Source organism: Sphingopyxis macrogoltabida, from assembly GCF_001314325.1.
Classification (GTDB): Bacteria; Pseudomonadota; Alphaproteobacteria; order Sphingomonadales; family Sphingomonadaceae; genus Sphingopyxis; species Sphingopyxis macrogoltabida.
Window position 1 is genome coordinate 2,014,109 of the sequence record NZ_CP009429.1, and the last position, 26,688, is coordinate 2,040,796.

Here is a 26,688-nt window from a genome sequence, read left to right on the forward strand (position 1 = left end):
ACCGCTTTCATGCGTAACCACCTCCTCCCCAGCGCGATCGCGCTCGCCGCCGCCCTTTCCTCCCCCGCCTTCGCCCGGCCGATGACCGAGGTCGATCTGGCGACACTGAAACGTGTCGCCGCGCCTGCGGCGTCGCCCGACGGGCGCTGGGTCGTGTATCAGATGACCGAAACCGAGCCGGCGACCTACAAGCGTTCGACCGGGCTGTGGGTCGTCGACCGCAACGCGAAGAATGCGCAGCCGGTGCGCATCGCCGACACGCCCGGCAAGAACGAAACATCGCCCGCCTTCGACAAGGACGGCGCGCTTTTCTTCCTTTCGAACGCGTCGGGCAGCGATCAGGTCTGGCGGATCGACCCCAAGGCCGCCAACGCCGCCGCCACGCAGGTCACCGATGCCAAGGCCGAGGTCGCCGGTTTCAAGATTTCACCCGACGGTACGAAACTGCTCGCCTGGGGCGATGTGCCGCGCGAATGCACCAGCTTCGGCTGCGATGCAAAGGACAAGGGCGCGCAGCCTGGCCCCGGCACCGGCCGCCTTTACAAGGACGGGAGCGGTTTCGTCCGTCACTGGGACCAGTGGGAAACCCCGGGCACGTACAGCCGCCCCTTCGTCTTCAACCTCGAGGGCGGCAAGGCGACCATGGACCGGGCGGTTGACGGCGGCCTGGTCGGCGACACGCCGTCGAAACCGTTCGGCGACGGCAGCGAACTCGCCTGGGGACCCGACAGCCGCACCGTCTATTTCACGCTGCGCAAGGCCGACCGCAAAGAGCCGACCTCGACCAATCTCGATATCTACAGCATGCTTGTCGATGCGCGGATGCCGCCGATCAACCTGACCGAGGTCAATCAGGCGACCGACACCCTCCCCGCCCCCTCGCCCGACGGCAAATGGCTCGCCTATGCCGCCATGGCACGCCCCGGTTACGAGTCCGACCGGCAGGTGCTGATGCTGCGCAACCTCGAAAGCGGCGAGACGAAAAAGCTCACCGATGCATGGGACCGCTCGGTCGCCTCGATCGCCTGGGCAGCGGACGGCAAGTCGCTTTATGTGACCGCACAGGACGTGCTCGACCATCCCCTCTTCCGCGTCGATGTCGCGAGCGGCAAGGTCGAGAAGTTGAAGGCGTCGACCGAGGAATATGACGGCAATATCGGCGACGTGACGCCGCTCGCGAACGGCGCGCTGCTCTATTCGCGCAACACCGTCCTTCTGCCGACCGACCTCTGGGTCCGCGACGCCAAGGGCAAGGCCGCACAGCTCACCAACGTCAATGCCGCCGAGCTGGCGCAGTTCGATCCGGTCAAGGTCGAACGGCTGCAGTTCGCCGGCGCGGGCGGCGACAAGGTGTGGGGCCAGATCCTCAAGCCCGTGAACGCCACCGGCAAGCTGCCCGTCGCGCTGCTCGTCCACGGCGGGCCGCAGGGCAGCTTCGGCAATGCCTGGTCGACGCGCTGGAACCCGCGCCTCTTCGCGCAGCAGGGCTATGGCACCCTCACGATCGATTTCCACGGCTCGACCGGTTACGGACAGGCGTTCACCGACAGCATCAACAAGGATTGGGGCGGCAAGCCGCTCGAAGACCTGAAGCTCGGCCTCGCCGCGGCGGGCAAGCAGGATGCCGGGATCGATGTCGCCAACGCCTGCGCGCTCGGCGGGTCGTACGGCGGCTATATGATGAACTGGATCGCGGGCAACTGGCCCGACGGGTTCAAATGCCTCGTCACCCATGCCGGTATCTTCGACCTGCGCGCCATGTCGATGGAAACCGAGGAACTGTGGTTCGACGAATGGGATCACGGCGGCCCGTGGTGGGAACGCACCGACGGCGAAAAATGGAATCCGGTGAACCATGTCGACAAATGGAAAACCCCGACGCTCGTGATCACCGGCGAACTGGATTACCGCGTCCCCTATTATCAGAGCATCGCACCCTACACCGTACTCCAGCGCCGCGGTGTGCCGTCCGAACTGCTCGTCTTCCCCGACGAGAATCACTGGGTGCTGAAGGGCGCGAACAGCGTCCAGTGGCACCAGAGCGTGTTCAACTGGCTGGGCAGCTATCTCAAGAAATAGGGCTGGTCTCCCGTCTTTCGTCACCCCGGACTTGATCCGGGGTCCATCTCTGCACTGGCGGGATGGATGCCGGATCGAGTCCGGCATGACGAGGAGGGATAGGGCCGCTCAAACGATCACCCCTCGCCGCCCGCTTTGCCATAGAATATCCGCCATAACGCCAGATCGTCGCTGAAATCGGCGTAATGATGCTCGACCCCGGCGGCAACGAACAGCAAATCGCCCGCGGCAAAGGCCGTCCGCTCGCCGCCGTGGATCAGCACGCCTGCGCCGCAGATGACTGCGTACAGCTCGTCCTGCTCGTGCGGCGTCTGGCGGTTCGGCGGGACGGGAACCGACAGGCGGACGTCGAGCGTGCCGCGTTTCAGCGCCAGCACCGATCGTTCGCCCTCGGACGTCGGCACTTTCGCGGCATAATCGGCAAAGCGGATGACACCGCTGCGCATTGCGTCGTCCATGACCTCGCTCCTGCAAGCCTGCGGCAGCTTAATCTCTGCCGATCCGGCTTGCCAGTCCGCACCCCGGCTGGCAAAGGCGCCCGGCTATGCCGATGGAAAAAACCTTCGATCCCGCCGCTATCGAGGCGAAATGGGCCCATGAATGGGAAAGCCGCGGGCTGTTTCGCCCCGCGCGTCCCGACGCGACGCCGTTCACGATCGTCAACCCGCCGCCGAACGTCACCGGCGCGCTGCACATCGGCCATGCGCTCGACAACACGCTGCAGGACGTGCTGATCCGTTACGAGCGGCTGCGCGGCAAGGATGCGCTGTGGGTCGTCGGCATGGACCATGCCGGCATCGCGACGCAGATGGTCGTAGAACGCCAGATGGAAGAGCGGCAGGACAAGCGCACCAATTACACGCGCGACGAGTTCGTCGAAAAGGTGTGGCAGTGGAAGGCCGAAAGCGGCGGCCAGATCACCGGCCAGCTCCGCCGCCTCGGCTGCTCGATGGACTGGGCGAACGAACGTTTCACGATGGACGACGGGCTCAACCGCGCGGTCGCCAAGGTGTTCGTCGACCTGCACAAGAAGGGGCTGATCTACCGCGACAAGCGGCTGGTGAACTGGGATCCGAAGCTCAGGACCGCGATCTCGGACCTCGAGGTCGAGACGCACGAGGTCCAGGGCGGCTTCTGGCACTTCAAATATCCGCTCGCCGACGGCGTGACGCTCGACGACGGTCGCGATTATATCGAGGTCGCGACGACGCGCCCCGAAACGATGCTCGCCGACATGGCGGTCGCGGTGCATCCCGACGACGCGCGATACAAGAGCGTGATCGGCAAGGACATCCTCCAGCCGATCACCGGCCGCCGTTTCAAGGTCGTCGCCGATGAACATGCCGACCCCGAACTGGGCAGCGGCGCGGTGAAGATCACCCCGGGGCATGATTTCAATGACTTCGACGTCGGCAAGCGCGCGGGGTTCAAGCCCGGCGAGATGCTCAACATGTTCGATGGCGACGCGAACGTCATCCAGACCGCCGACGGGCTGATTCCGCAAGAATATCTGGGTCTCCATCGTTTCAAGCGCGACGGCGTGGACGGCGCGCGCGAACTCGTCGTAGCGCGGATGAAGGAAGCCGGCTTCCTGATCCCGCATGTCGACAAGGAAGGCGGCGAACATGACGCCGAGCCGCGCACGATCCAGACGCCGTTCGGCGATCGCGGCGGCGTGGTGATCGAACCGTGGCTGACCGACCAATGGTATGTCGATGCCGAAACGCTGGCGCAGCCGCCGATGCAGGCGGTGCGCGACGGGCGGATCAACATCGTCCCCAAGACGTGGGAAAAGACCTTCTTCAACTGGATGGAAAATATCCAGCCCTGGTGCGTCTCACGCCAGCTCTGGTGGGGTCACCGGATTCCGGCTTGGTATGGGCCAAATCGAGAGAACGATTATTCCGATCCACAGTCTTTCGTTGCCGAAACGGAAGATGCGGTGATCGAACTCGCGAAGCGATACTACGGTGAAAAGGTCACGATCTATTTCGATGACGAGGCCGTCTCAGACAGGGCTTTAAGTAGCAGTCACCATGTTTTGCTGCAGCGCGATCCCGACGTCCTCGACACCTGGTTCTCCTCCGCGCTCTGGCCGTTCGCAACGCTCGGCTGGCCCGAGAACACCGACCTGCTGAAGCGCCACTATCCCAATGACGTCCTCGTCTCCGGCTTCGACATCCTGTTCTTCTGGGATGCGCGGATGGCGATGCAGGGGATGGAGTTCATGGGCGATGTGCCGTGGAAGACGCTGTATCTCCACGGCCTTGTCCGCGCGCCCGACGGCGCGAAGATGTCGAAGTCGAAGGGCAATGTCGTCGACCCGCTCGGGCTGATCGACCAGTACGGCGCCGACGCGCTGCGTTTCTTCATGTCGGCGATGGAAAGCCAGGGCCGCGACATCAAGATGGATGACGCGCGCCTCGCGGGCTATCGTAACTTCGCGACCAAGCTGTGGAACGCCGCGCGCTTCTGCGAAGCCAATGGTATTTCGGCGTCGACCAGCTTCGAAGCGCCCCCCGCGACGCTGCCGGTCAACCGCTGGATCATCGGCGAAGTCGCTGCGACTGTTGCCGCGATGGAAACAGCGTTTGCGGCCTATCGCTTCGACGAGGCCGCGAACGCGATCTACAGCTTCGCGTGGGACCGCTTCTGCGACTGGTATTTGGAACTGATCAAGGGCGCGATCGACGATGAGACCAAGGCCGTCGCCGGCTGGGTGCTCGACCAGATTCTCGTCATGCTCCACCCCTTCATGCCCTTCATCACCGAGGAGCTGTGGACCGGGCTCGGCGACCGCGCCGACTATCCGCTGATCACCGCGAAATGGCCCGAACCGAAGGCCGAGCGCGACACCGACGCGAGTGCCGATATCGACTGGCTGATCAAGCTGGTCAGCGAACTGCGCACCGCCAAGGCCGAGCTCGGCCTGCCGCCGGGCGCGCGGCTGACCGCGCATTTCCCGGCGTCGCTGAAGGGCCGCACCGACAAGCTGTCGGCGCAGCTCGACCGGCTTGCGCGGCTCGAAGCGGTCAGCTTCGCCCCTGCCCCCGCGGGCGCCTCGGCGCAGCTTGTCGTCGAGGGCGAGACGATCACGGTTCCGCTCGAAGGCGTGATCGACATCGCCGCCGAACGTGATCGCCTGACCAAGGCGCTCGCCGCAGCCGTTAAGGAACGCGACGGCCTTGCCGGGCGCCTGGGCAATCCGTCGTTCGTCGAACGGGCGAAGCCCGAAGCGGTCGAAAAGGCGCGCGCCGACCATGCGGCGAAGGAGGCCGAGGCCGATCGCCTGACCGCCGCACTGGCGCGGCTGGGGTAATGCGGAACGGGCGAATCCTGCTTCTGGCGACGGCGCTGCTTGGCGCCGTTCCGCTGGCTGCCAGGGACGCCTCGCCGTTGACGCCCGCCGCCGGCAGCGCCGACCGCACCGCCATATTGGCGGCGCTGCGGACCCATCCCGACATGCGCTTCACCTTCCGCTATCTGCGGGTGTGGCGCGACGGCGACCGCGCCATCGCTTATGCCGAGGGCGACAATGGCGTCATCGGCGGCTTCAAGTCGATCCTGACGCGCGACGGCCAGACGGGCTGGCGCACGGTCTGGGCCGAAGGCGACGGCGGCAGCGATAGCTGTGCTGCCGGCGCGCGGCATTATGGCTGGGCCATCGAACTGATCGAGTCGTACCACATCGCGCCGGACCGGCTTTTTCCCGACGTAACCCGGCAGACCAGCGACCTCGCACGCTCGGCAAAAAGCGATCCCGACCTGCAATGCGTCGGCGATCTCGAAGGCGGACCCGAATGAGCGCCGACCTGAACGATGTCCCGATCACCCCGACGCCTGTCGCGGCGGCGGCTGACCCGGCCGCGAGCCCCGTCCCGCCGCGCCAGACGGCGCGCGGCGGCGGGCGGATGGACCTGACCAGCGGGCCGATCACCAAGACGCTGATCCTGTTTGCGCTGCCGACGCTTGCCTCGAACATCCTCCAGACGCTGTCGGGTTCGGTGAACTCGATCTGGGTCGGACAATTCCTCGGCGAGGGCGCGCTCGCCGCGACCGCCAATGCGAACATCATCATGTTCCTGATGTTCGGCGCCTTCTTCGGTTTCGGCATGGCGGCGACCGTCCTGATCGGCCAGTCGATGGGGCGCGGCGATATCGATGCGGCACGCCGCGCGACGGGCGGCGTCATCGGCCTTGCGCTGCTCTTCTCGGTCCTGATCGCGGTGGTCGGCTGGTTTGCGTCGGATCGCATATTGCGCTGGCTCGAGACCCCGCCGGAGGCCTTCACGCTCGCGCACGATTACCTCCGCGTCACCTTCCTCGCCGTCCCCGCCTCGATGCTGTCGGTGACGCTGATGATGGCCTCGCGCGGCGCCGGCGACGCAATCACGCCGCTCCGCTTCATGATCCTTGCCGTGGTGCTGGATGTCGTCTTCAACCCGGTGCTGATCCTCGGCCTTGGCCCCTTCCCGCGGCTCGGCATCGCGGGGAGCGCGCTGGCCACGGCGGCGGCGGGGACGATCAGCCTGATCGGGATGATCGCGTGGTTCTATCGCAAGAACCATGTGCTGCGCCTCCGCGGCCGCGAGCTTTCCTATCTCTATCCCAAATGGTCGGAACTGCGCTTCATCATCGGCCGCGGTCTGCCGATGGGCGCGCAGATGTTCGTGATTTCGGGGGCGGGCCTCGTCATGATCGGGCTCGTCAACCGCGAGGGCCTCGTGACCGCCGCTGCCTATGGCGCGACGCTGCAGCTCTGGAATTATATCCAGATGCCCGCGCTGGCGGTCGGCGCTGCGGTCAGTTCGATGGCGGCGCAGAATATCGGCGCGCGGCGCTGGGACCGCGTGTCGGCGGTCACCACCAGCGGCATTACGATCAACCTTGCGATGACGGGCGTGCTGATCGTCCTCCTGCTGCTGTTCGACCGCGCCGCGCTCGCGCTGTTTCTCGGCAGCGAAAGCCCGGCGATCGAGGTGTCGCGAAATATCCAGCTCATCGCGACCTGGACCTTCCTGCCGTTCGGCACGACGATCGTCCTGATCAGCACCCTGCGCGCCAACGGCTCGGTGGTCCCGCCGCTGATCATCCTGTTCCTGTCGATGTTCCCGATCCGCTTCGGCATCTACCATTTCGGCTATCCGCTGATCGGCAGCGACATCATCTGGTGGAGCTTCCCGCTGTCGTCGCTCGCCTCGCTCGCGATGGCGTGGGTCATTTACCGGCGCGGCAACTGGCGCGGCCCGATGCCGCAACCTGCATAACGCCCCCGCTTTCGACCAAAGCGCGCGCGCGTTCGACTGATGTCCCGGCGGCCGCTGGCCCTTGCATCGCCTTTGGCGCTAAAGCAGAGGCGATGAGGATGACGATCGACGACAACAGCCAGCGCGACCAGCGCGCCCGCATGCTGGCGGCGGCGCCCGACTGGCGCGCATCGGACGCCCGCGTCAACCCGCGCGTCGCCATCGGTTCGATCGTCGCGATGTGGCTGCTCTATTTCCTGATCAGCACCGGGCTGGCGCTGCTCACCGGGACGTCGGACCAGTGGGAGTTCGTCGGGCGCCGCGGAATTGTGGTGGTTGCGGGGATCCTCTGTACCTTCGTCCTCTACAAGCTGCTGCAGCGGATCCAGCCGCGCAGTTTTGGCGCCCGGCTCGCAGTTGCAATGGGCGCGGCGGTGCCGCTGGTCCTCATCTACGCCAGCGTCAATCTGCTCGTCTTCTATTACTGGTTCCCTGCAGCCGATACCCACCAGATTATCGAGGAGCTACAGGCCCAATATCCGGTCGCATGGGAAACCGTGCTGATCCTCGACAGTTCGATCCGCTGGTATTTCTTCTTCGCGGTCTGGGCGGCGCTTTACGTCGCCTTCGGTTACGCGAACGAAATGCGCGCGGTCGAGCGACGCGCCAATCATTTCCGGCTCGAGGCGAAGAACGCCCAGCTTCGCGCGCTCCATTATCAGGTCAATCCGCACTTCCTGTTCAACACGCTCAATTCGCTGTCGACGCTGGTGATGCGCGGTTCGAAGGCCGAGGCCGAGACGATGATCATGAACCTCTCGTCTTTCCTGCGTTCGAGCTTGGCGGTCGATCCCGAGCAGCTCGTCGCGCTCGACGAGGAAATCCGGCTCCAGCGGCTCTATCTCGACATCGAACAGGCGCGCTTTCCCGACCGTTTGCAGGTCGAGGTGACGATCCCCGAAGAATTGGCGGATGCCTGCGTCCCGGTGCTGATCCTGCAGCCGATCATCGAAAATGCGATCAAATATGGCGTCGCGCCGAGCAAGGGGAAGATCGCGGTCCGCCTGACCGCGACCAGCGAATATGGGCTTCTCGTGATCCGGATCGAGAATGATATCGATCCGAAAGCGCCGGCCCCGGCGCCGGGCACAGGCCTCGGCCTCGGCAATGTCCGCGAACGCTTGCTGACGCGCTATGGCCCCGCGGCGGGGTGCGAGTGGGGGCGTTCCGACAATGGCGGCTTCGCCGTGTCGCTCTGGCTGCCACTGGCACGGAACGGGTGCTGAGATGCAGACGCTCCGCACGCTGATCGTCGACGACGAACCCCTCGCGATCGAGCGGTTGCAGATTCTGGCCGGCCAACAGGAAGGGGTTTCGCTCGTCGGTACGGCCAGCGACGGTGCGTCGGCATTGCGCATGGTCGATGCGCTAGCGCCCGACCTCCTGCTTTGCGACATCGCGATGCCGGGTCTCAGCGGCATCGATGTCGCGGCGGCGATCGAACGGCTCGACAATCCGCCCGCCGTCGTTTTCGTCACCGCCTTCGACCAATATGCCGTCGCCGCCTTCGACGTCGCGGCGGTCGATTATCTGCTGAAGCCGGTATCGCCCGACCGGCTGGCACGGGCGCTGGCGCGGGTTCGCGAATGGCGCGCCGCCGATCGCAGCGGCGCCGAAAAGAGCAAGTGGATCGGCGAGTTCTGGGTCCAGAACCGCGGCGAGATGCTGCGCATCGACGCGGACCAGGTCGACCTGATCGAAGCCGAACGCGATTATATGCGGCTCCATGTCGGCGCGCGAAGCTGGCTGATCCACCAGACGATCAAGTCGCTGGAGGCGCGCATGGACCCCGACCAGTTCATCCGCATCCACCGGTCGAAAATGGTCCGCCGCGACGGCATCGTCGGGCTCAAGCATCATGGCGACGGCGCCTGGAGCGTCGACCTTGGCGAAGGCGGCGTTCACCGCATCGGGCGCACCTATCTGCACGACGTCAAGGCGATCATGCAGCCCTGAATTCCGAGCGCCGCGCCGGCATAGTAACAGCGCGGGCTTGCCATCCGTCGCATGACATGGCCTCCTGTCCGTCATGGCGAGGAGAAGGGATCGGGCGGCGAGTCGCGATGCCGGTTTTAACCGGCTGCTGCTATCACTCGCGCTAGCCGGAGCAAGCGTGGGCGGCGGCATCCTGCTCGGCAGCCTTGCGGTCGGGAGCGGCCTGCACAGCCAGTCCGAACGTGAAGCATCCTACGCGGCGCTCAGCGCCAACCCGAACGCTGCGGCCGCCGACGGCATTGCTGCGCAGGACTGTCTCGACTGCCCCGGCAGCTATGGCGCGGCCGTCCGGCTGCGCGCGATCCACGAAGTGCGGATCGACGAGAGTTTCCGCAAACTCGGCGAAGTCGAGACAGACTATCCGCCCATCCACGAGCCCGCCGACGATTACGTTTATGGCGGACGCTTTCCGGACCCCGAACCGGAGATGGCAAGCCGACAGGGTCCGGTCGCCGCCGCGCCCGGCAGCGAAAACCCGGTGATTCTTCCAGACGGCGGTGTCCAGCTCATGGCCGAAGCACCGCTACCCGCCGTTCGGGAATGACGCGCGATCAGGGCTGCGGGGGCGGCGAGCTTGCCGGTTTGGCGCAGCGGGTCACGTCGCCGGCCTTGCACGCGGCGACATCGGCCTCCCACTTCATCCGCTCCTCGGCCGACATCGCCGCGACGCGCGCCTTTTCAGCCTCATAGGCCGCAGTTTCTTCGGCGAACGCGGCCTGATCGGCAGCGACCTGCTGTGCGGCGGCGGACACTTCCTGCTCATAGGTGACATTCTCAGCCTTCGCCCGGGCCGCCTGTTCGGCGTTGAGCCGGGCGGTGTTCGAACGCTCTTCGGGCGTCGTGCCGTCAGGCAAGGTCTTGCCCGCGACAGGCGCCTCGGACTCGGGCTCGGCCTGAAAAGCCATGGCCTGCCCCGAAGCGATCAGCGCAAGTGCCGTAGCGGCCGCCAATATGTTCCTGTTCATCGAAGCATATCCTTCCATCATATATCTGCTCGCCCAACGTTCTTGCGGAGCGGCCGTTCCCGACAGTTTGACCTCGGCGCGCGGCGCCGTCATGCTGCATTGCCACTCTTGTCCGAACGGCGGATCATTTGCCACCATCATCGCGCCATCCGATCAATCGCCCCGTATTTTTTATTCCGCTGGCTGTGCTGTCGGCGGCGTTGATCGTCAGCGTGTGGCAAGGGGCCGCCTTTGTCGCGGCCGAAACGGCGGTCAACGACTGGATATTGCGCGTCTTCGGCCCCACCTTCGCGCTTGCGGGCGTCGCCTTTCTGATCCTCCTCGCGGTCGTGGCGCTATCGCCGCTCGGCAAGGTGATCATCGGCGGAGCCGGCGCACAGCCGCTGCTAGGGCGATGGCGCTGGTTTGCCGTCATGCTTTGCACGACGATCGCGACCGGCATATTGTTCTGGGGCGCCGCCGAACCCCTGTTCCATCTCAATACGCCGCCTGCGATGCTCGGGCTCGAACCCGGCAGCGACGCGGCGGCGACCTTCGCCATGTCGACGATGTTCCTCCACTGGACGCTGACACCTTATGCCATCTATACCGTCGCCGGCTTGGCCTTCGCGCTCGTCTATTACAACCGCCGCGAACCGTTCAGCCTGTCGTCGCTGTTCGTCCCGCTGATCGGGCAGCGCGCGCACGGGCCCGTCGGCACGACGGTCGACATCGTCTGCCTCTATGCACTCGTCGCCGGCATGGCCGCGTCGCTCGGCGCGGGCATCCTGTCGCTCGCGGGCGGAATCGAGGGGCTCGGCGGCTTTGCCGGCGGCACACCCCTGCGCTGGGGGATCGCGGCGCTGATCGTCGGCAGTTTCCTGATCTCGGCGGCGACCGGACTGCAAAAGGGCATTGCCGGGCTGTCGGTGCTCAACACCTGGCTGTTCTTCGCGATCATCGCTTTCGTTCTGGTCGCCGGGCCGACCGCGAAGATGCTCGGCCTGTCGCTCCGCGGCGGCGCCGATTATTTCGCGACCTTCGTACCCCGCAACCTCGGGCTCGACGTCGATGGCGACTGGCACCGGCAATGGACGATCTTCAACTGGGCGAACTGGTTCGCCTGGGCGCCGGTGACCGCCTTGTTTCTCGGGCGGCTCGCGGTCGGTTACAGCGTCCGCGCTTTCATCGTCGTCAACCTGATCCTGCCGGCGCTGTTCGGCGCAGTGTGGATGACCGCGATCGCCGGGGCGACGATCGCCCTCGACCAGCAGAGCGGCGCCAGCCTCTATGCGATATTGAGCGCACAGGGGCCCGATCCCGTGCTGTTCCGGCTGTTCGACGCACTCGGCGGCGGGCCGATCGTCACCGCGACCGTGCTGTTCGCAATCTTCCTGTCCTATGTAGCAGGCGCCGATGCCAATGTGTCGGCGATGAGCGCGCTATCGACGCGCGGCATCTCGCCCGACGCGCCCGAAGCGCCGCTGGGCGTCCAGGCCGTCTGGGGCGTCACCGTCGGGCTGGTCGCCGTGATGCTGGTCGCCTCGTCGGGGATCGACGGCATCCGCATGATGTCGGTGCTCGGCGGCTTTCCCGCCCTGTTCGTCATCATCGGTGCGGCGCTGTCGCTGGTCGTGATGACGATACGGGGACGGCGCGAAGCCGCCCCCGCCTCCTGAGAAAGGGGTCTCAGGACTTACCAGATGCGCGTCCGCGCCTCGGGCTTCAGATAATATTTCGCCCCCGCGCCGACGTTAAACGCCTTGTACCAGGCATCGACGTTGCGCACCGGCCCGATGATGCGCCAGCGCGCAGGGCTGTGCGGGTCACTCGCCACCTGCTGTTTGATCGCATCCTCGCGCGCTTTGTCGCGCCACGCCTGCGCAAAGGCGAGGAAGAAGCGCTGGTCGCCGGTCAGCCCGTCGATCACCGGCGCTTCCTTGCCGTTCAGCGAGCGGTGATAGGCGTCATAGGCGACCTCGAGCCCGGCGAGGTCGGCGATATTCTCGCCCATCGTCAGGTCAGGATTGACGAATGCGCCGGGTGCCGCCTCATAGGTTGCATATTGCGCGCCGAACGCCTTCGCCTGCGCTTCGAACCGCGCAGCGTCTTCGGGCGTCCACCAGTCGCGGACCGCGCCACTGGCGTCGATCTTGCGCCCCTGATCGTCGAAGCCGTGGGTGATCTCGTGGCCGATCACCGCGCCGATCGCGCCATAATTCACCGCATCGTCGACATTCTCGGCAAAATAGGGCGCCTGCAATATGCCGGCGGGGAAAACGATCTTGTTTTCGAGCCCGCCATTATAGGCATTCACTTCCTGCGGATTCATCGACCATTTCTTGCGGTCGACCGGTTTTCCGAGATCCGACAGGCCATAGGCATATTCGAACGCCGCGCTGCGCTTCACATTGCCGTAAAGGTCGGCGGGGTCGATCCTGAGCCCCGAATAGTCGCGCCACTTGTCGGGATAGCCGACCATGACGTCCATCTTGTCGAGCTTGGCGAGCGCAGCTTCCTTCGTTGCCGGCGCCATCCAGCTATTGCTGCGGATGCGGTCGCCCATCGCGAGCTTCAGGTTGGCGACCAAAGTCTCCATCTTCGCCTTGGCGCTCGCCGGGAAATATTGCTGTGAATAGGTTTCGCCGACCAGTTCGCCGAGGCTGCCGTCGACCAGCGTCAGCCCGCGCTTCCAGCGCGGCCGCAGCTCGCCGACGCCGCTCAGCGCTTTCGTATATTCGAAGCGGCTGTCGACCCAGTCTTTCGACAGATAGGTGGCGGCATTGTCGGCGACATGGAATTGCTGCCACAGCTTGATCGTGTCGAGCGGCGTCTTGGCATAGAGCGCCGCAATGTCGCGGATTGCGGTGTTTTCGTTGACGATGATCCGCTTCTGCGGCGCGATCCCGGCGCCCGCGAACCATGCCGCCCAGTCGAGCCCGGGAGCATAGGCCGCGAGCTGCGCCGACGACATCGGATTATTGATCTTGCCGACGTCGCGGCGGTCGGCGATCGCCCAGCTTACCTTGGCGATCTCTGTCTCGAACGCGAGGATCGCATCGGCCGCCTTTTCGGGGTCGGCGTTCCCGATCATCTTCATCGACCGCGCGATATAGGCGCGATAGGCATCGCGCTGCGGCTTGAAGGCGTCGGTCAGATAATATTCGCGGTCGGGCAGCCCCAGCCCGCCCTGCCCCAGCCACAGCACGTTCGTCGTCGGATCGTCGGTGTCGGCATAGGGCCCGCCGCCGACGATCGTCGCGCCGAACGTGCCCTGCGTCGTCCCCATGAAGCGCGCCATCGCGCTCTTGTCCTTGATCGCGGCGACCGCGGCGATGTCCGCCATCAACGGCTTCGAGCCGAGCGCGTCGACGCGCTTCTCGTCCATGAAGCTCTGATACAGGCCGCCGACCTGGCTCGTCGCCGGCGCCTCGGTCACCAGCTTGCGGAGCTGGCGCTGGGTCAGGTTATAGACGTCGTAATCGACCCCCGCCGACGCCTGATCGGCGGGAATTTCGGTGCGCAAAAACCAGCCGCCATTGGCATATTTGTCGAAATCGTCGCCCGGCTTCACGGTCTCGTCGCGTGCCGACAGGTCGACGCCCCATTTGCCGAAAGTCAGCGCCGTCAGCGATGCGTCGCCCGCAGTACCCGCTTCATCGGCGCCCGCCGTCAGCGTGGCCGCCCGTCCCATATCCTTTGCCGATGCCGGCAGCGATGCCAGCGCCGCGGCGATCGCCAGCGACGCCGCGCCCGTAAAAACTGCTTTCATGTCCCCAACTCCTGAAATGCATCCGCGCCGCACCGAAAGGGGCGGCGAGCATGACCGGAGTTGTCCGCCCGCGACGTCAAGCGGTCAAGCGGACGGGGTGCCATTGGTCGAAGCCCTTGGGGAGTTGGTGGAAACTTGTTCTGCGGCGCCCGCATTGCAGCGGCTGCACACAGCGCCTATCTTGTCGTCAAAGTCCGCAAGCCCCCTCTTGCACCTCAAGAACAAATCTGGAACATACCTCTCCCATGAGTCTCACCCATATTTCGGTGCGCGGCGCGCGCGAGCATAATCTGAAGGGCGTCGACGTCGACCTGCCGCGCGATGCGCTGATCGTCATCACCGGCCTGTCGGGCTCGGGCAAGTCGAGCCTTGCCTTCGACACCATCTACGCCGAAGGCCAGCGGCGCTATGTCGAGAGCCTGTCCGCCTATGCGCGCCAGTTCCTCGAGATGATGCAGAAGCCCGATGTCGAGCATATCGACGGGCTGTCGCCGGCGATCAGCATCGAGCAGAAGACGACGAGCCGGAACCCGCGCTCGACGGTCGCAACGGTAACCGAAATCTACGACTATATGCGCCTCCTGTGGGCGCGCGTCGGCATTCCCTATTCGCCCGCGACGGGCGAACCGATCAGCGCGCAGACGGTCAGCCAGATGGTCGACCGGGTGATGGAACTGCCCGAAGGAACACGCGCCTACCTGCTCGCCCCGGTCGTGCGCGGCCGCAAGGGCGAATATCGCAAGGAACTCGCGCAGTGGCAGAAGGACGGCTTCACCCGCGTCCGCATCGACGGCGAATTCTACGAGATCGGCGACGCCCCGGCGCTCGACAAGAAGTACAAGCATGACATCGAGGTCGTCGTCGACCGCATCGCGGTCCGCGAAGGGCTCGGCAGCCGGCTCGCCGACAGCTTCGAGACCGCGCTCAAGCTCGCCGAAGGGCTTGCTTATGTCGACCTCGCCGACGGCCCGGTGCCGGGGCGCGAAGAGGAAGACACCGGCGGCGCGATGAAGGGCGCCGGCATTCCCGCGAACCGGCTCATCTTCTCGGAGAAATTCGCCTGCCCGGTTAGCGGTTTTACCATCGCCGAGATCGAACCGCGGCTGTTCAGTTTCAACGCGCCGCAGGGCGCCTGTCCCGCCTGCGATGGCCTCGGCGAACGGCAGGAGTTCGACCCGGACCTCGTCGTCCCCAACCATGCGCTGAGCCTGAAAAAGGGCGCGGTCGTGCCATGGGCGAAATCGAACCCGCCTTCGCCTTATTATATGCAGGTGCTTGAAAGCCTCGGCAAAGCCTATGGCTTCGACCTGACGACGCCGTGGCAGGACCTGCCCGGCGAGGTCCAGCTCATCATCCTCTACGGCACCGGCGGCAAGCCGGTCGAGCTGACGTTCAAGGACGGCAAACGCACTTACACGACGCACAAGGCGTTCGAGGGCGTCATCGGCAACCTCAACCGCCGCATGTTGCAGACCGAAAGCGCGTGGATGCGCGAGGAACTCAGCAAATATCAGGCCGCCCAGCCGTGCGAGACCTGCCACGGCGCCCGCCTGCGCCCCGAACCGCTCGCGGTGAAGATCGCGGGCGAGGACATCAGCATGTCGGCGCAGCGCTCGGTCGCCGACGCGCTCGGCTGGTTCAGCACGCTCGAGGCGAAGCTGAACGACACGCAGAAGCAGATCGCCAAGGCGATATTGAAGGAGATCAACGAGCGGCTCGGCTTCCTCAACAATGTCGGGCTCGACTATCTCAACCTCAACCGCACCTCGGGCACGTTGTCCGGCGGCGAGAGCCAGCGCATCCGCCTCGCCAGCCAGATCGGCAGCGGGCTCAGCGGCGTGCTCTACGTCCTCGACGAGCCGAGCATCGGCCTTCACCAGCGCGACAACGACCGGCTGCTCGCGACGCTGAAGCGCCTCCGCGACCTCGGCAACACGGTGATCGTCGTCGAGCATGACGAGGATGCGATCCGCCACGCCGATTATGTCGTCGACATGGGCCCCGGCGCCGGCGTCCACGGCGGCGAGATCGTCGCCGAGGGCCCGCTCGCCGAGGTGCTCAAGAACCAGAAGAGCCTGACCGCCGCCTATCTCACCGGCGCGAAGAAGATCGAGGTGCCGGCGCACCGCCGCCCCGGCAACGGCTTCGACCTCGTGCTCAAGGGCGCGCGCGCCAACAACCTGCAGAACGTCACCGCGAAGATCCCGCTCGGCACCTTCACCTGCGTCACCGGCCTGTCGGGCAGCGGCAAGTCGAGCCTGATCATCGACACCCTCTATGCCAGCGCGGCGCGGACGCTCAACGGCGCGCGGATGATCGCCGGGCCGCACGACAGCCTGAAGGGGCTGGAGCATTGCGACAAGGTGATCGACATCGATCAGTCGCCGATCGGCCGCACCCCGCGCTCGAACCCCGCCACTTATACCGGCGCCTTCACCGTGATCCGCGACTGGTTCGCCGGGCTGCCCGAGGCGCAGGCGCGCGGTTACAAGCCCGGGCGGTTCAGCTTCAACGTCAAGGGCGGGCGCTGCGAGACCTGTACCGGCGACGGGCTGATCAAGATCGAGATGCACTTCCTGCCCGACGTCTATGTGACGTGCGAGACGTGCCACGGCAAACGCTACAACCGCGAAACGCTCGAGGTGAAGTTCAAGGGGATGAGCATCGCCGACGTGCTCGACATGACGGTCGAGGATGCGGCGGACTTCTTCAAGGCGGTGCCCGCGATCCGCGACAAGATGGCGATGCTCGTCCGCGTGGGCCTCGGCTATATCAAGGTCGGGCAACAGGCGACGACCTTGTCGGGCGGCGAGGCGCAGCGGGTCAAGCTCGCCAAGGAACTGTCGCGGCGCTCGACCGGGCAGACGCTCTACATCCTCGACGAGCCGACCACGGGCCTGCATTTCGAGGATGTAAGGAAGCTGCTCGAAGTGCTGCAGGCGCTCGTCGACCAGGGCAACAGCGTCGTGGTGATCGAGCATAATCTCGACGTCATCAAGACCGCCGACTGGATCGTCGACCTCGGCCCCGAAGGCGGGGTCAAGGGCGGCGAGATCGTCGCCGCAGGGACGCCCGAGCAGGTGGTGAAGGAAAAGCGCAGCTTTACGGGGCAGTATCTGGCGCCGTTGCTGGGGAAGTAGCTAAGCCCCTCCCTTCAGGGAGGGGTTTGGGGAGGGCTTGTCACCTTCCCGAACACCCCCTAACCCCTCCCGCAGGCGGGAGGGGAACTCGATCAATGCCAAACCGCCGACAGCGGGTAGAGCGCGATCAGCCAGACGAGGCAGGCGACCGTGACGCGGCGGTGCCTTGTCCAGATGCCGAGCAGCGCGATGGGGAAGAAGGACCAGCTCACCACGAGGTTGCGGGCGCCGAACGACGGGGCGCCGGCATAGGCCGCGACGGTCGCCATCAGCGCGATATTGGCGAGGAGGATGCCGCCGAGCACCTTGCGCCGCTGGCGGTCGAAATGCGCGTCGAGGTCGGCCCATGCCGCGGGATCGTCGGGAAAGACGAGGCTGGCGGCGATGAAATAGAGCGCGGTGACGAGGAAGCCGCCGAACAGCACCGGCCAGCTCAGCGGCAACAGCTCGCGCATCGCCCAGCCGTACATCCAGAAAGTGACGACGTCGCACGACACGAACAGGCCGAGCAGCGCGGTCGGCCAGCCGATGCGGACATGGTGGCTGGCCTTCAGCGCCCGCGCCAGCCCGCCCAGCCCCTCGGCCAGCGCAAGGCCGAGGATCAGCCCGAACAGCGAAAAGATGAATTCGAACCCGCTCATATGCCCCCCGGCTGCTCCCCGATACGCCGTCCTGCCCGCCCTAAAGCCACAAAAGCCCCGCATGGGCGATACGACTCTGTGTCCTTTGCGGCTTTTAGCCGATCCGCTTGCCGGCGCACCCGACGCATATGGCCGTGGCGCGCGCATCGCCCGAAGGAAAGGTCAAAACGATGGTGGCACGGCAATATATCGTAGGACAGCGATTTTTCGAAGCCCCTCCCGCTTGCGGGAGGGGTTTGGGGAGGGGCTGTAACCGCGACGTGCCGCGGAACCGGAACATGCCCTCCCCCAACCCCTCCCTGAAGGGAGGGGAGCCGGGTTACCCCATCAGCTTCGCGGTGATATCCTCCGCCGCATAGATGCGGATCGCCGGCGGCGTCGGCGACAGCGCGCGCATCTCGGCGACGAAGCCGCGCGCGGCGGGCAGCGCAAAATGGGCGCGCACCGCGTCGACGCTCTCCCACTCCTCGACGAACATCAGCCGGTCGGGGTTTTCGACATCGATATGGCAATTATGCGCCAGACACCCCGGCTCGGACCGCGACCGCGCGCTATGTCCGGCGCCGAGCGCGATCATGCGCCCGCGATGCTCGGGGGTGAGGATGACGTGGCCGGTGATGAGGATCATGAATCTCTACCCAATTGCTCACTTGAATTAGCGTGCCAAGACACATTAGACATTAGTTCGATTGATTTGAGATAACCCTTCGCGGCGTCGGCTTCCCAAAACCTGAATGGAAAAATAATGAGTATACCTGTCAAGAACATCAAATTTGGCGAGATAGACGCTAAGAATGAAGTTTTTGAACAAGGCAGAACTGGGAGCCATGTTTTCAAAAATTCTTTTCAGATTCCACCAGGTATCGATATACAAAAACTTACAAGCGGTGCAAAATATTTCATTCACGGGCAAAAGGGATGCGGAAAAACGGCACATCTTCTGTATCTAAAATCAATTTTGGATGAATCAAACTGCAAAACAAAAACCATACTATTCAAATCTGGGATAACCGAACCCGAACGACAAAGAATTGCCACAGGACAGGGATTTCAAATAGTACAGCAGAATGATATTCCAATAATAGAATATGACTACAAAATAAATTGGCTTTGGTATATATACAGAAACCTTCTTCGTGAGGTTGCTGACGATCAAGTTTTCGAGGGAAAAGAAACCCTGACAGCACTCAAGAAACTGCTAGGAGTTTACGCCGAAACGAGCACGTCCTTTTTGTCGGACTTGACAACCAAACGCATCAAAGCCCACGCAAAAGCAGGAATTGCGGCAGGACCATTTACTGGAGAAATTGGCGCCGAAATTGAAGCCGTTAGCAGAAATGATGAAAATATAGAAATAGAAATTATAGAAATAGTTGAAAGACACATCAGAAAGGTAAAGATTTTTCCGAACCGTAGAACGGCACTCCTTTTTGACGAACTGGAGTTATTCTGGAATAAAACGGACCAAAGATCGAGAGATTTGTTTCTTATACGGGACCTCCTCTATGCAGTATCTCGCTGCAACCAGACTTTTGGCATGGATACAGCAGCGCTGATGGTGGCCGCTTGCGTCCGCTCAGAAGTGCTTCATGAAGTTAATCGAGTAGGGCCTGAAATAAGCAGGGATGTTGATGATTTCGGCGTCCGGGTCAACTGGAACGTAACGATCGAGAACGAAGATCAACCCATTCTTCGGATTGTGGAAGCCAAGATTAATGCATCTGAGATAGAATCCGATGAAGAGCCGACACCAGTAGAAGAGATATGGGGTAAATACTTTCCTAAAAGCGCGTTCGGAAGAAAGTTTAAGCAGTACATTTTAGACAATGCAATGTTCAAGCCTAGGAACATTGTTAACATGCTGACACTTGCTAGAGACCTTCGGCCGGACGATCGGTCGATATCCCTCGCCTCCATCGATCAGGTGCAGCTCGAATTTTCAAAGCGCACTTGGCGAGAGATAGAAGAAGAACTGTCAGGAGAATACTCAGCAGAGGAAGTTTCCGCAATTAAATCAACGCTCATTGGCTTCGCGTCTGAGTTTGACATTCCTAAGCTACAAAAAAGAATGGAAAACCTTGCTAAGTTTGACCCAAATGTTCATTCTTTTACTACAAAGTACAAGGCTTTTGACATGATAACTTCGCTTTACAGAGTTGGAGCAATAGGCAACCTTTATTTTGTTGGCAGCGGCAAGAAAGAGATTAGATTTGGATGGATATTTCGTGATAACTACGACCCCTTGTACGACAAGAAATTCATGGTGCACGAATCTCTTCGTAAATTCTTGCAACTCTCCTTCCGACCCGAAGGTCGCAAGTGATCGAGCGCCGACGACCGCCGATATGACACTTCCATGACACCCCCTGTCACATACACGTCACACAACGCGCCCAAATGGCCCTCAGCGAGTCGCCGCGGGGGTGGCGGCTTGGATTGGTAACACCCCCTCAACAGGATTACCCATGCTGCAGAAATTTGCTCCCAAGGTCCTGGGCATCGCTGGCGCCGCGACGTGCGCTTTGGCGCTTTCCGCGTGCCAGGATCAGGCCTCCTCGGGCGGCGGCGCGCGCGATTATATCAGCGCGGTTGGTTCGTCGACCGTCTATCCCTTTGCCACCGCGGTCGGCGAAAAGTTCGCCGAAGCGACCGGCAACAAGACGCCCAAGATCGACAGCACCGGCACCGGCGGCGGCTTCGAGCGCTTCTGCGCCGGGGTCGGCGGCGACACGCCCGACATCGCGAACGCATCGCGCCGCATCAAGAAGAAGGAATTCGACACCTGCGCCAAGAATGGCGTCAAGGATATCGTCGAAATCCAGGTCGGCATCGACGGCATCGCGCTGGGCGAAGCGCAGCGCGGCCCGGGCTTCAAGCTGAGCGAAGAAGATGTTTACAAGGCACTCGCGGCGAACCCCTATGGCAAGCCGAACGCCGCGAAGACGTGGAAGGACGTCAACCCCGCCCTTCCCGCGGTCGCGATTTCGGTTTTCGGGCCGCCGTCGACCAGCGGTACCTATGACGCGTTCAAGGAGCTGATCCTCGGCAAGGGCTGCGACGCCAATCCCGAGATGAAGGCGCTGAAGGACAGCGACAAGGAAAAGCATGAGGCGACCTGCACGACGCTGCGCGGCGCGCCTTACTATGTCGAGCAGGGCGAGAATGATAACCTGATCATCTCGAAGCTCGACAAGAACCCGACCAGCCTCGGCATCTTCGGCTTCAGCTATCTCGATGCCAACAAGGACAAGATCAAGGCGGTTCCGGTGCAGGGCGTTTCGCCGACCTATGCCGCGATCGCCGACGGCAGCTACCCCGGTTCGCGTCCGCTGTTCATCTATGTCAAGAAGGCGCATGTCGGCGTCGTCCCCGGCCTCGCCGAATATGTCGCCGAGTTCCTGAAGGGCGCCGGCGAAGGCGGTTATCTGAACGCCAAGGGCCTGATCGTGTCGCCGAAGGATATCGCGGCAACCGCCGCGGCCAACGGCAAGGGCATGACCGTGCTCGACGGGTCGGTGCTGAAGTAAATTATCGAACCGCTCTCCCTTCTCCGTTCGTGTCGAGCGAAGTCGAGACGCCCATCGTGGTGCATGCCTTTACGGCATCTCGACTTCGCTCGATGCGAACGGGAATTATTGGAATAGCTGAGACGTGACCTTCAACGCCGCCGCCCTTTTGCTTTTGATCGCGGGTCTCGCGCTGATGGGCTGGCTTGCCGGCCGGGCGCGGTCGAGCCTGCTCGCCGGCCGTGCGGGGACCAAGCTCCACTCGCGTCCGCAATATCATGGCTGGTATGTCGCGCTGTGGCTGTTCGCCCCAGCCGCACTGTTCCTTGCCGTCTGGTCGTCGGTCTCGCCGGCGCTGATCACCAACCAGGTGCTCACGAGCGAGGCGGCGCAAAGCCTGCCGTCGTTCGGGTTCGAGCGCGGCGCGATCCTGTCGGACGCGCGCAGCGTCGCCGAGGGCAAGCAGGCCGCGGTGCGGCTGCCCGCCGCGGCGCCGCTAGTCAAACCCTATAGCGACGCGACGCACCGCTATGCGTGGATCGGCATCGCCGCGATGCTGGCGCTGGCGCTAGCGGGCGGGCTGTACGCCTTCACGCGCATCCGCCCCGATTTCCGGGCGCGGACGCGGGTCGAAAAGATCGTGATGCTGTTCCTGCTGCTCGCGTCGCTGGTCGCGATCCTCACGACCTTCGGCATCGTGCTGTCTTTGCTCTTCGAATCGATCCGCTTCTTCCGCCTCGTCTCGCCCGCCGAACTGCTGTTCGGCACGACATGGGCGCCGACGAGCGGCGCGCCGCAGCCCGGCACCTTCGGCGGCATTCCGCTGTTCTGGGGCACGGTGCTGATCGGTACGATCATCGCGATGATCGTCGCGATCCCGATCGGGATGATGACCGCGGTCTACCTCACCCAATATGCCGCGCCGACGGTGCGCAAATGGGTGAAGCCGTTGCTCGAGATCCTCGCGGGCGTGCCGACCGTCGTCTATGGCTATTTCGCCGCGCTGACCGTCGCCCCGGCCTTGCGCGAGTTCGCGGTGATGCTGGGCATTCCGAACGCCTCGACCGAAAGCGCGCTCGCCGCCGGTATCGTGATGGGCGTGATGATCATCCCCTTCGTCTCCTCGATGGCCGACGACAGCATCAACGCGGTGCCGCAGGCGATGCGCGACGGATCGCTGGCATTGGGCGCGACGCCGAACGAGACGATCCGCCAGGTGCTGATCCCCGCCGCGCTGCCCGGCGTGATGGGCGGCATATTGCTCGCGGTCAGCCGCGCGATCGGCGAGACGATGATCGTGGTGATGGCGGCGGGCCTCTCCGCCAACATGACCGCCAACCCCTTTGCCAGCGTCACCACGGTGACCGCGCAGATCGTCAAGCTGCTCACCGGCGATCAGGAGTTCGACAGCGCCAAAACGCTGGCGGCTTTCGCGCTCGGCCTCGTCCTCTTCCTCGTCACGCTGCTGCTCAACATCGTCGCGCTGCGCATCGTCAAAAAGTATCGTGAAGCTTATGAATAGGCAGACCACCCCCACCGACTGGAAGGGCGCGACGATGCAAAAACGCATCGCGGGCCGCTACGCCGCCGAACGCCGCTTCAAGGCTGTAGGGCTGGGCGCGGTGCTGCTCTCGGGCGCTTTCCTCGCCTTCCTGCTCTTCGTGATGGTCGGCAACGGCGTCCGCGGTTTCACCTATACGCATGTGTCGGTGCCGGTCGATTTCAAGGCAATGCCGCTGACGATCGACACCGCGCGGCTGGGCGACGCCGACGCCGATCAGGTGATCGCCAACGCCGGCCTCGCCGACATCGTCGCCTTTGCCGCCGACGAGGCGCTGGGCGCCGACGGGTCGAAGCTGATCAGCGAAAATGCGTGGAAGGAAGTGCGCTCGGCGATCAAGGCCGATCCCGAATTGCTCAAGAGCAAGACGGTGTTCGAGCTGCCCGCGTCGAGCGAGGTCGATATCGCCGCCAAGGAAGGCGCCAAGGGCGCTTTGGGGGCGAAGGTCGATGCGCTGGAGAAGGACGGCAAGCTGTCGACCGGCATCCACTGGCCCTTCTTCAAGAATGCCGACGCGACCGATCCTGCGGTCGCGGGCATCTGGGGCGCGCTCAAGGGATCGGTGCTGACGATCTTCATCGCCTTCCTGATCGCTTTCCCGACCGGGGTGCTCGCGGCGCTCTATCTTGAGGAATATGCGGCGAAGAACCGCTGGACCGACCTCATCGAAGTGTCGATCAACAACCTCGCCGCGGTGCCGTCGATCATCTTCGGCCTGCTCGCGCTCGCAGTGTTCATCAACTGGTTCGGGCTGTGTCAGGCGAGCCCGCTCGTCGGCGGGCTAACGCTGGCGCTGATGACGATGCCGGTGATCGTGATCGCCAGCCGCAACGCGATCAAGTCGGTGCCGCCGTCGATCCGCGATGCCGCGCTGGGGGTGGGCGCAAGTCCCGTGCAGGTGGTGTTCCACCATGTCCTGCCGCTCGCCCTGCCCGGCATCCTCACCGGCACGATCATCGGCATGGCGCGTGCGCTGGGCGAGACCGCCCCGCTGCTGCTCGTCGGCATGCGCGCCTTCATCGGCGACGTGCCGGGCGGCATCTGCTCGCCGTCGACCGTGCTGCCGATGCAGATCTTCCTCTGGTCGGATGAAGTCGACCGGGGCTTTGTCGAGAAAACCTCCGCCGCGATCATCGTGCTGCTTATCGTGCTGCTGTCGATGAACGCCTTTGCGATCTATCTTCGCAACAAATTCGAAAAACGCTGGTGATCATGACCCAAGACGACCTGACCATTACCGATCCCAAGATGAAGGCGCACGGCGTCGACGTTTTCTATGGCGAGAAACAGGCGATCAAGGATGTGTCGATCGACGTCGGCACCGACCTCGTCACCGCCTTCATCGGTCCGTCGGGCTGCGGCAAGTCGACCTTCCTGCGTTCGCTGAACCGGATGAACGACACCGTCGCCAGCGCGAAGGTGACCGGCCGGATCGAGCTCGACGGCGAGGATATCTATGCGCCGTCGATGGACGTCGTGCAGCTCCGCGCCCGCGTCGGCATGGTTTTCCAGAAGCCGAACCCCTTTCCCAAGTCGATCTATGACAATGTCGGCTATGGCCCGCGCATCCACGGCCTTGCGCCGTCGAAGGCCGAGCTCGACGTGATCGTCGAGCGCGCGCTGGTCCGCGCCGGGCTGTGGGACGAGGTCAAGGACCGGCTCGGCGAGAGCGGCACCGCCTTGTCGGGCGGGCAGCAGCAGCGCCTGTGCATCGCGCGCGCCATCGCGGTCGACCCCGAAGTCATTTTGATGGACGAGCCCTGCTCGGCGCTCGACCCGATCGCCACCGCGAAGATCGAGGAGCTGATCCACGAACTGCGCGGCAAATATGCGATCGTCATCGTCACGCACAACATGCAGCAGGCGGCCCGCGTGTCGCAGCGCACCGCCTTTTTCCACCTCGGGACGCTGGTCGAATATGGCAAGACCACCGATATCTTCACCAACCCGCGGCAGGAACGCACCAAGGACTATATCACCGGGCGATATGGGTGATCATCCTCCCTTCTCCGTTCGCGTCGAGCGAAGTCGAGACGCCCGTCGGTCCTGCACGGCGTCTCGACTTCGCTCGACGCGAACGGGGTAGGAATGGACTTAAAAGGACGAAGTAGATGGCAGTTACCAACGATCACACCGTCAAGGCCTTCGACGAGGATCTGAACCGCCTGCGCGGGCTGATCAGCGAGATGGGCGGCCGCGCCGAACAGGCGCTGCTCCAGGCCATGAACGCGCTCAACAACGGCGACCTCGATCTCGCGGCGCAGGTCGTGCGCGACGACAAGAAGATCGACGCGCTCGAGGCCGAGGTCGAACAGCTTACGGTCCAGACGATCGCGCTCCGCGCGCCGATGGCCGACGACCTGCGCGAAATGATCGCGGCGCTGAAAATCGTCTCGGTCGTCGAGCGGATCGGCGATTATGCGAAGAATATCGCCAAGCGCGTCGCGCTGATGGATCAGACGCGCTCGATCGAGGCGATCCCGGTGCTGATGTCGATGTCGTCGATCGTCGCCGAACTGGTCCACGACGCGCTCGACAGCTTTGCGGCGCGCGACGCCGAACTCGCGGTGCGGGTGACCGTGCGCGACAAGAATGTCGACGATTTCTATAACAGCATCTTTCGCACCCTCGTCACCTTCATGATGGAAAATCCGAAATATATCTCGGAAAGCGCGCACCTGCTGTTCGTCGCCAAGAACCTCGAACGCATGGGCGACCATGCGACCAACATCGCCGAGATGGTCTATTATGTCGTCACCGGCGAGCGGATGGAGGAACGTGAGCGCGGGGAGACCCCCGAAGGCGCTGCGTCGGCGGAGCAGGAGCAAGGCTGATGCCGCAGCCCGACCTGCTGCTGATCGAGGATGACGAGGCGATCGCCGAACTCATCGTCTGGCACTTCGCCCGCGAAGGCTTTTCGGTTCGCCAGACCCCCGACGGCGAACAGGCGCTGGTCCTCGTCGAGGAACGCGTCCCCGATATCGTCCTGCTCGACTGGATGATCGAAAGCCTACCGGGCATCGAAGTCTGCCGGCGCCTGCGCCGCAACCCGAAGTCGGCGAACGTCCCGATCATCATGCTCACCGCGCGCGGCGAGGAGGAGGACCGCATTCGCGGCCTCGAAACCGGCGCCGACGATTATGTCACCAAGCCGTTCAGCCCGCGCGAACTGGTCGCGCGCGTCCAGGCGGTGCTCCGTCGCTTGCGCCCCGCGCTCGCCGGCGAGATGCTGAGCTATGCCGACATCGAGCTCGATTCGGTCGCGCACAAGGTGGTACGCGCCGGCCAGATCGTCGCGATGGGCCCGACCGAGTTCCGCCTGCTCCGCCATTTCATGGAGCATCCGGGCCGCGTCTTCTCGCGCGGGCAGTTGCTCGACAGCGTCTGGGGCCAGGACAGCGACATTGAACTCAGGACCGTCGACGTCCACATCCGCCGCCTGCGCAAAGCGATCAACCTGCCTGGCACCGCGGACATCATCCGCACAGTGCGTTCGGCGGGCTATGCGCTGGATGCCGGCAAGGGCTGACAACTTTAATTGCCGTTAGAACAATGCCCCGCCGGATCGCTCCGGCGGGGCTTTTCTTTTCCGCTACTTGGGGTGGAAAGCGGATATTGCTTCACCCACATTCGTCATCCCGGACTTGATCCGGGATCCATGACTTCGGATGTTGCTTGGATCCCGGATCAAGTCCGGGATGACGATAGAAGACATGTCCTCCCTATCGCGTAGCGATGGGGAGG

The 26,688-nt window shown here is 63.8% G+C and carries 21 protein-coding genes; 16 read left to right on the forward strand and 5 right to left on the reverse strand.

Features of this window, described 5'->3' with window-relative positions:
* Nucleotides 1-9: 9 nt before the first annotated feature.
* Nucleotides 10-2,079 (forward strand): alpha/beta hydrolase family protein, encoded by a 2,070-nt coding sequence (locus LH19_RS10065; protein WP_054727541.1) that lies wholly within the window; start codon nucleotides 10-12, stop codon nucleotides 2,077-2,079.
* Between the two features lie 116 nt (nucleotides 2,080-2,195).
* Here the strand turns inward: LH19_RS10065 and LH19_RS10070 are convergent, their stop codons facing one another.
* Nucleotides 2,196-2,537, reverse strand: coding sequence for a cupin domain-containing protein (locus LH19_RS10070; RefSeq protein WP_201258439.1), 342 nt, complete (start codon nucleotides 2,535-2,537; stop codon nucleotides 2,196-2,198).
* A gap of 86 nt (nucleotides 2,538-2,623) precedes the next feature.
* On the opposite strand from LH19_RS10070, the gene LH19_RS10075 reads away from it, so the two are divergent.
* The 6 genes from LH19_RS10075 (at nucleotide 2,624) to LH19_RS10100 (ending at nucleotide 9,924) form a co-directional block, all read left to right on the forward strand.
* Complete coding sequence (locus LH19_RS10075) at nucleotides 2,624-5,398, forward strand: valine--tRNA ligase (RefSeq protein ID WP_054727543.1); 2,775 nt, start codon at nucleotides 2,624-2,626, stop codon at nucleotides 5,396-5,398.
* Nucleotides 5,398-5,883, forward strand: a complete 486-nt coding sequence (locus LH19_RS10080) for a hypothetical protein (RefSeq protein WP_054727546.1) — start codon at nucleotides 5,398-5,400, stop codon at nucleotides 5,881-5,883. Before LH19_RS10075 ends, LH19_RS10080 begins: the two co-directional genes overlap by 1 nt.
* Nucleotides 5,884-5,990: 107 nt before the next feature.
* Nucleotides 5,991-7,346 carry an MATE family efflux transporter gene (locus LH19_RS10085; RefSeq protein WP_054590213.1) on the forward strand — a complete coding sequence of 452 codons (1,356 nt, stop codon included), beginning with the start codon at nucleotides 5,991-5,993 and terminating at the stop codon, nucleotides 7,344-7,346.
* 98 nt (nucleotides 7,347-7,444) lie between these two features.
* Complete coding sequence (locus LH19_RS10090; protein ID WP_234716132.1) at nucleotides 7,445-8,611, forward strand: sensor histidine kinase; 1,167 nt, start codon at nucleotides 7,445-7,447, stop codon at nucleotides 8,609-8,611.
* Between the two features lies 1 nt (nucleotide 8,612).
* The gene (locus tag LH19_RS10095; protein ID WP_054727550.1) at nucleotides 8,613-9,341 is read left to right on the forward strand and encodes a LytR/AlgR family response regulator transcription factor; all 729 of its coding nucleotides are present in this window, start codon (nucleotides 8,613-8,615) and stop codon (nucleotides 9,339-9,341) included.
* A 157-nt stretch (nucleotides 9,342-9,498) separates the two neighbouring features.
* The gene (locus tag LH19_RS10100; RefSeq protein WP_054727552.1) at nucleotides 9,499-9,924 is read left to right on the forward strand and encodes a hypothetical protein; all 426 of its coding nucleotides are present in this window, start codon (nucleotides 9,499-9,501) and stop codon (nucleotides 9,922-9,924) included.
* A 7-nt stretch (nucleotides 9,925-9,931) separates the two neighbouring features.
* Here the strand turns inward: LH19_RS10100 and LH19_RS10105 are convergent, their stop codons facing one another.
* Nucleotides 9,932-10,345 carry a hypothetical protein gene (locus LH19_RS10105; RefSeq protein ID WP_145923401.1) on the reverse strand — a complete coding sequence of 138 codons (414 nt, stop codon included), beginning with the start codon at nucleotides 10,343-10,345 and terminating at the stop codon, nucleotides 9,932-9,934.
* A 128-nt stretch (nucleotides 10,346-10,473) separates the two neighbouring features.
* On the opposite strand from LH19_RS10105, the gene LH19_RS10110 reads away from it, so the two are divergent.
* A complete protein-coding gene (locus LH19_RS10110; RefSeq protein WP_054727556.1) occupies nucleotides 10,474-12,003 on the forward strand; it encodes a BCCT family transporter in 1,530 nt (509 codons plus the stop codon).
* Nucleotides 12,004-12,020: 17 nt separating this feature from the next.
* Here LH19_RS10110 and LH19_RS10115 read toward each other — a convergent pair whose 3' ends face one another.
* Nucleotides 12,021-14,096 (reverse strand): M13 family metallopeptidase, encoded by a 2,076-nt coding sequence (locus tag LH19_RS10115; protein WP_054727558.1) that lies wholly within the window; start codon nucleotides 14,094-14,096, stop codon nucleotides 12,021-12,023.
* Nucleotides 14,097-14,341: 245 nt separating this feature from the next.
* Here LH19_RS10115 and uvrA point away from each other — a divergent pair, with 245 nt between their 5' ends.
* Complete coding sequence (gene uvrA, locus LH19_RS10120) at nucleotides 14,342-17,236, forward strand: excinuclease ABC subunit UvrA (protein WP_054727560.1); 2,895 nt, start codon at nucleotides 14,342-14,344, stop codon at nucleotides 17,234-17,236.
* A gap of 92 nt (nucleotides 17,237-17,328) precedes the next feature.
* Here uvrA and LH19_RS10125 read toward each other — a convergent pair whose 3' ends face one another.
* Together LH19_RS10125 and LH19_RS10130 are read right to left on the reverse strand one after the other, a co-directional pair.
* Nucleotides 17,329-17,877, reverse strand: coding sequence for a hypothetical protein (locus LH19_RS10125; RefSeq protein WP_054727562.1), 549 nt, complete (start codon nucleotides 17,875-17,877; stop codon nucleotides 17,329-17,331).
* Nucleotides 17,878-18,196: 319 nt separating this feature from the next.
* On the reverse strand, nucleotides 18,197-18,505 hold the full coding sequence (locus LH19_RS10130) for a putative quinol monooxygenase (RefSeq protein WP_054727564.1): 309 nt from the start codon (nucleotides 18,503-18,505) through the stop codon (nucleotides 18,197-18,199).
* A 117-nt stretch (nucleotides 18,506-18,622) separates the two neighbouring features.
* Here LH19_RS10130 and LH19_RS28590 point away from each other — a divergent pair, with 117 nt between their 5' ends.
* The 7 genes from LH19_RS28590 (at nucleotide 18,623) to phoB (ending at nucleotide 26,473) form a co-directional block, all read left to right on the forward strand.
* Entirely contained in the window at nucleotides 18,623-20,200 is a 1,578-nt protein-coding gene (locus LH19_RS28590; protein ID WP_145923400.1) for a P-loop ATPase, Sll1717 family, read from the forward strand.
* A 142-nt stretch (nucleotides 20,201-20,342) separates the two neighbouring features.
* Nucleotides 20,343-21,404: a substrate-binding domain-containing protein gene (locus tag LH19_RS10140; RefSeq protein ID WP_054727569.1), complete on the forward strand. Its 1,062-nt coding sequence runs from the start codon at nucleotides 20,343-20,345 to the stop codon at nucleotides 21,402-21,404.
* A gap of 124 nt (nucleotides 21,405-21,528) precedes the next feature.
* Nucleotides 21,529-22,905, forward strand: coding sequence for a phosphate ABC transporter permease subunit PstC (gene pstC / locus LH19_RS10145; protein WP_082395563.1), 1,377 nt, complete (start codon nucleotides 21,529-21,531; stop codon nucleotides 22,903-22,905).
* Entirely contained in the window at nucleotides 22,898-24,154 is a 1,257-nt protein-coding gene (pstA, locus tag LH19_RS10150; RefSeq protein ID WP_054727571.1) for a phosphate ABC transporter permease PstA, read from the forward strand. The genes pstC and pstA overlap by 8 nt, the downstream gene beginning before the upstream one ends.
* Before the next feature lie 2 nt (nucleotides 24,155-24,156).
* A complete protein-coding gene (gene pstB, locus LH19_RS10155) occupies nucleotides 24,157-24,939 on the forward strand; it encodes a phosphate ABC transporter ATP-binding protein PstB (protein ID WP_054727573.1) in 783 nt (260 codons plus the stop codon).
* Nucleotides 24,940-25,055: 116 nt separating this feature from the next.
* Nucleotides 25,056-25,778 (forward strand): phosphate signaling complex protein PhoU, encoded by a 723-nt coding sequence (phoU, locus tag LH19_RS10160; protein WP_054727575.1) that lies wholly within the window; start codon nucleotides 25,056-25,058, stop codon nucleotides 25,776-25,778.
* Entirely contained in the window at nucleotides 25,778-26,473 is a 696-nt protein-coding gene (gene phoB, locus LH19_RS10165) for a phosphate regulon transcriptional regulator PhoB (protein ID WP_054588028.1), read from the forward strand. The genes phoU and phoB overlap by 1 nt, the downstream gene beginning before the upstream one ends.
* Nucleotides 26,474-26,688: the final 215 nt, after the last annotated feature.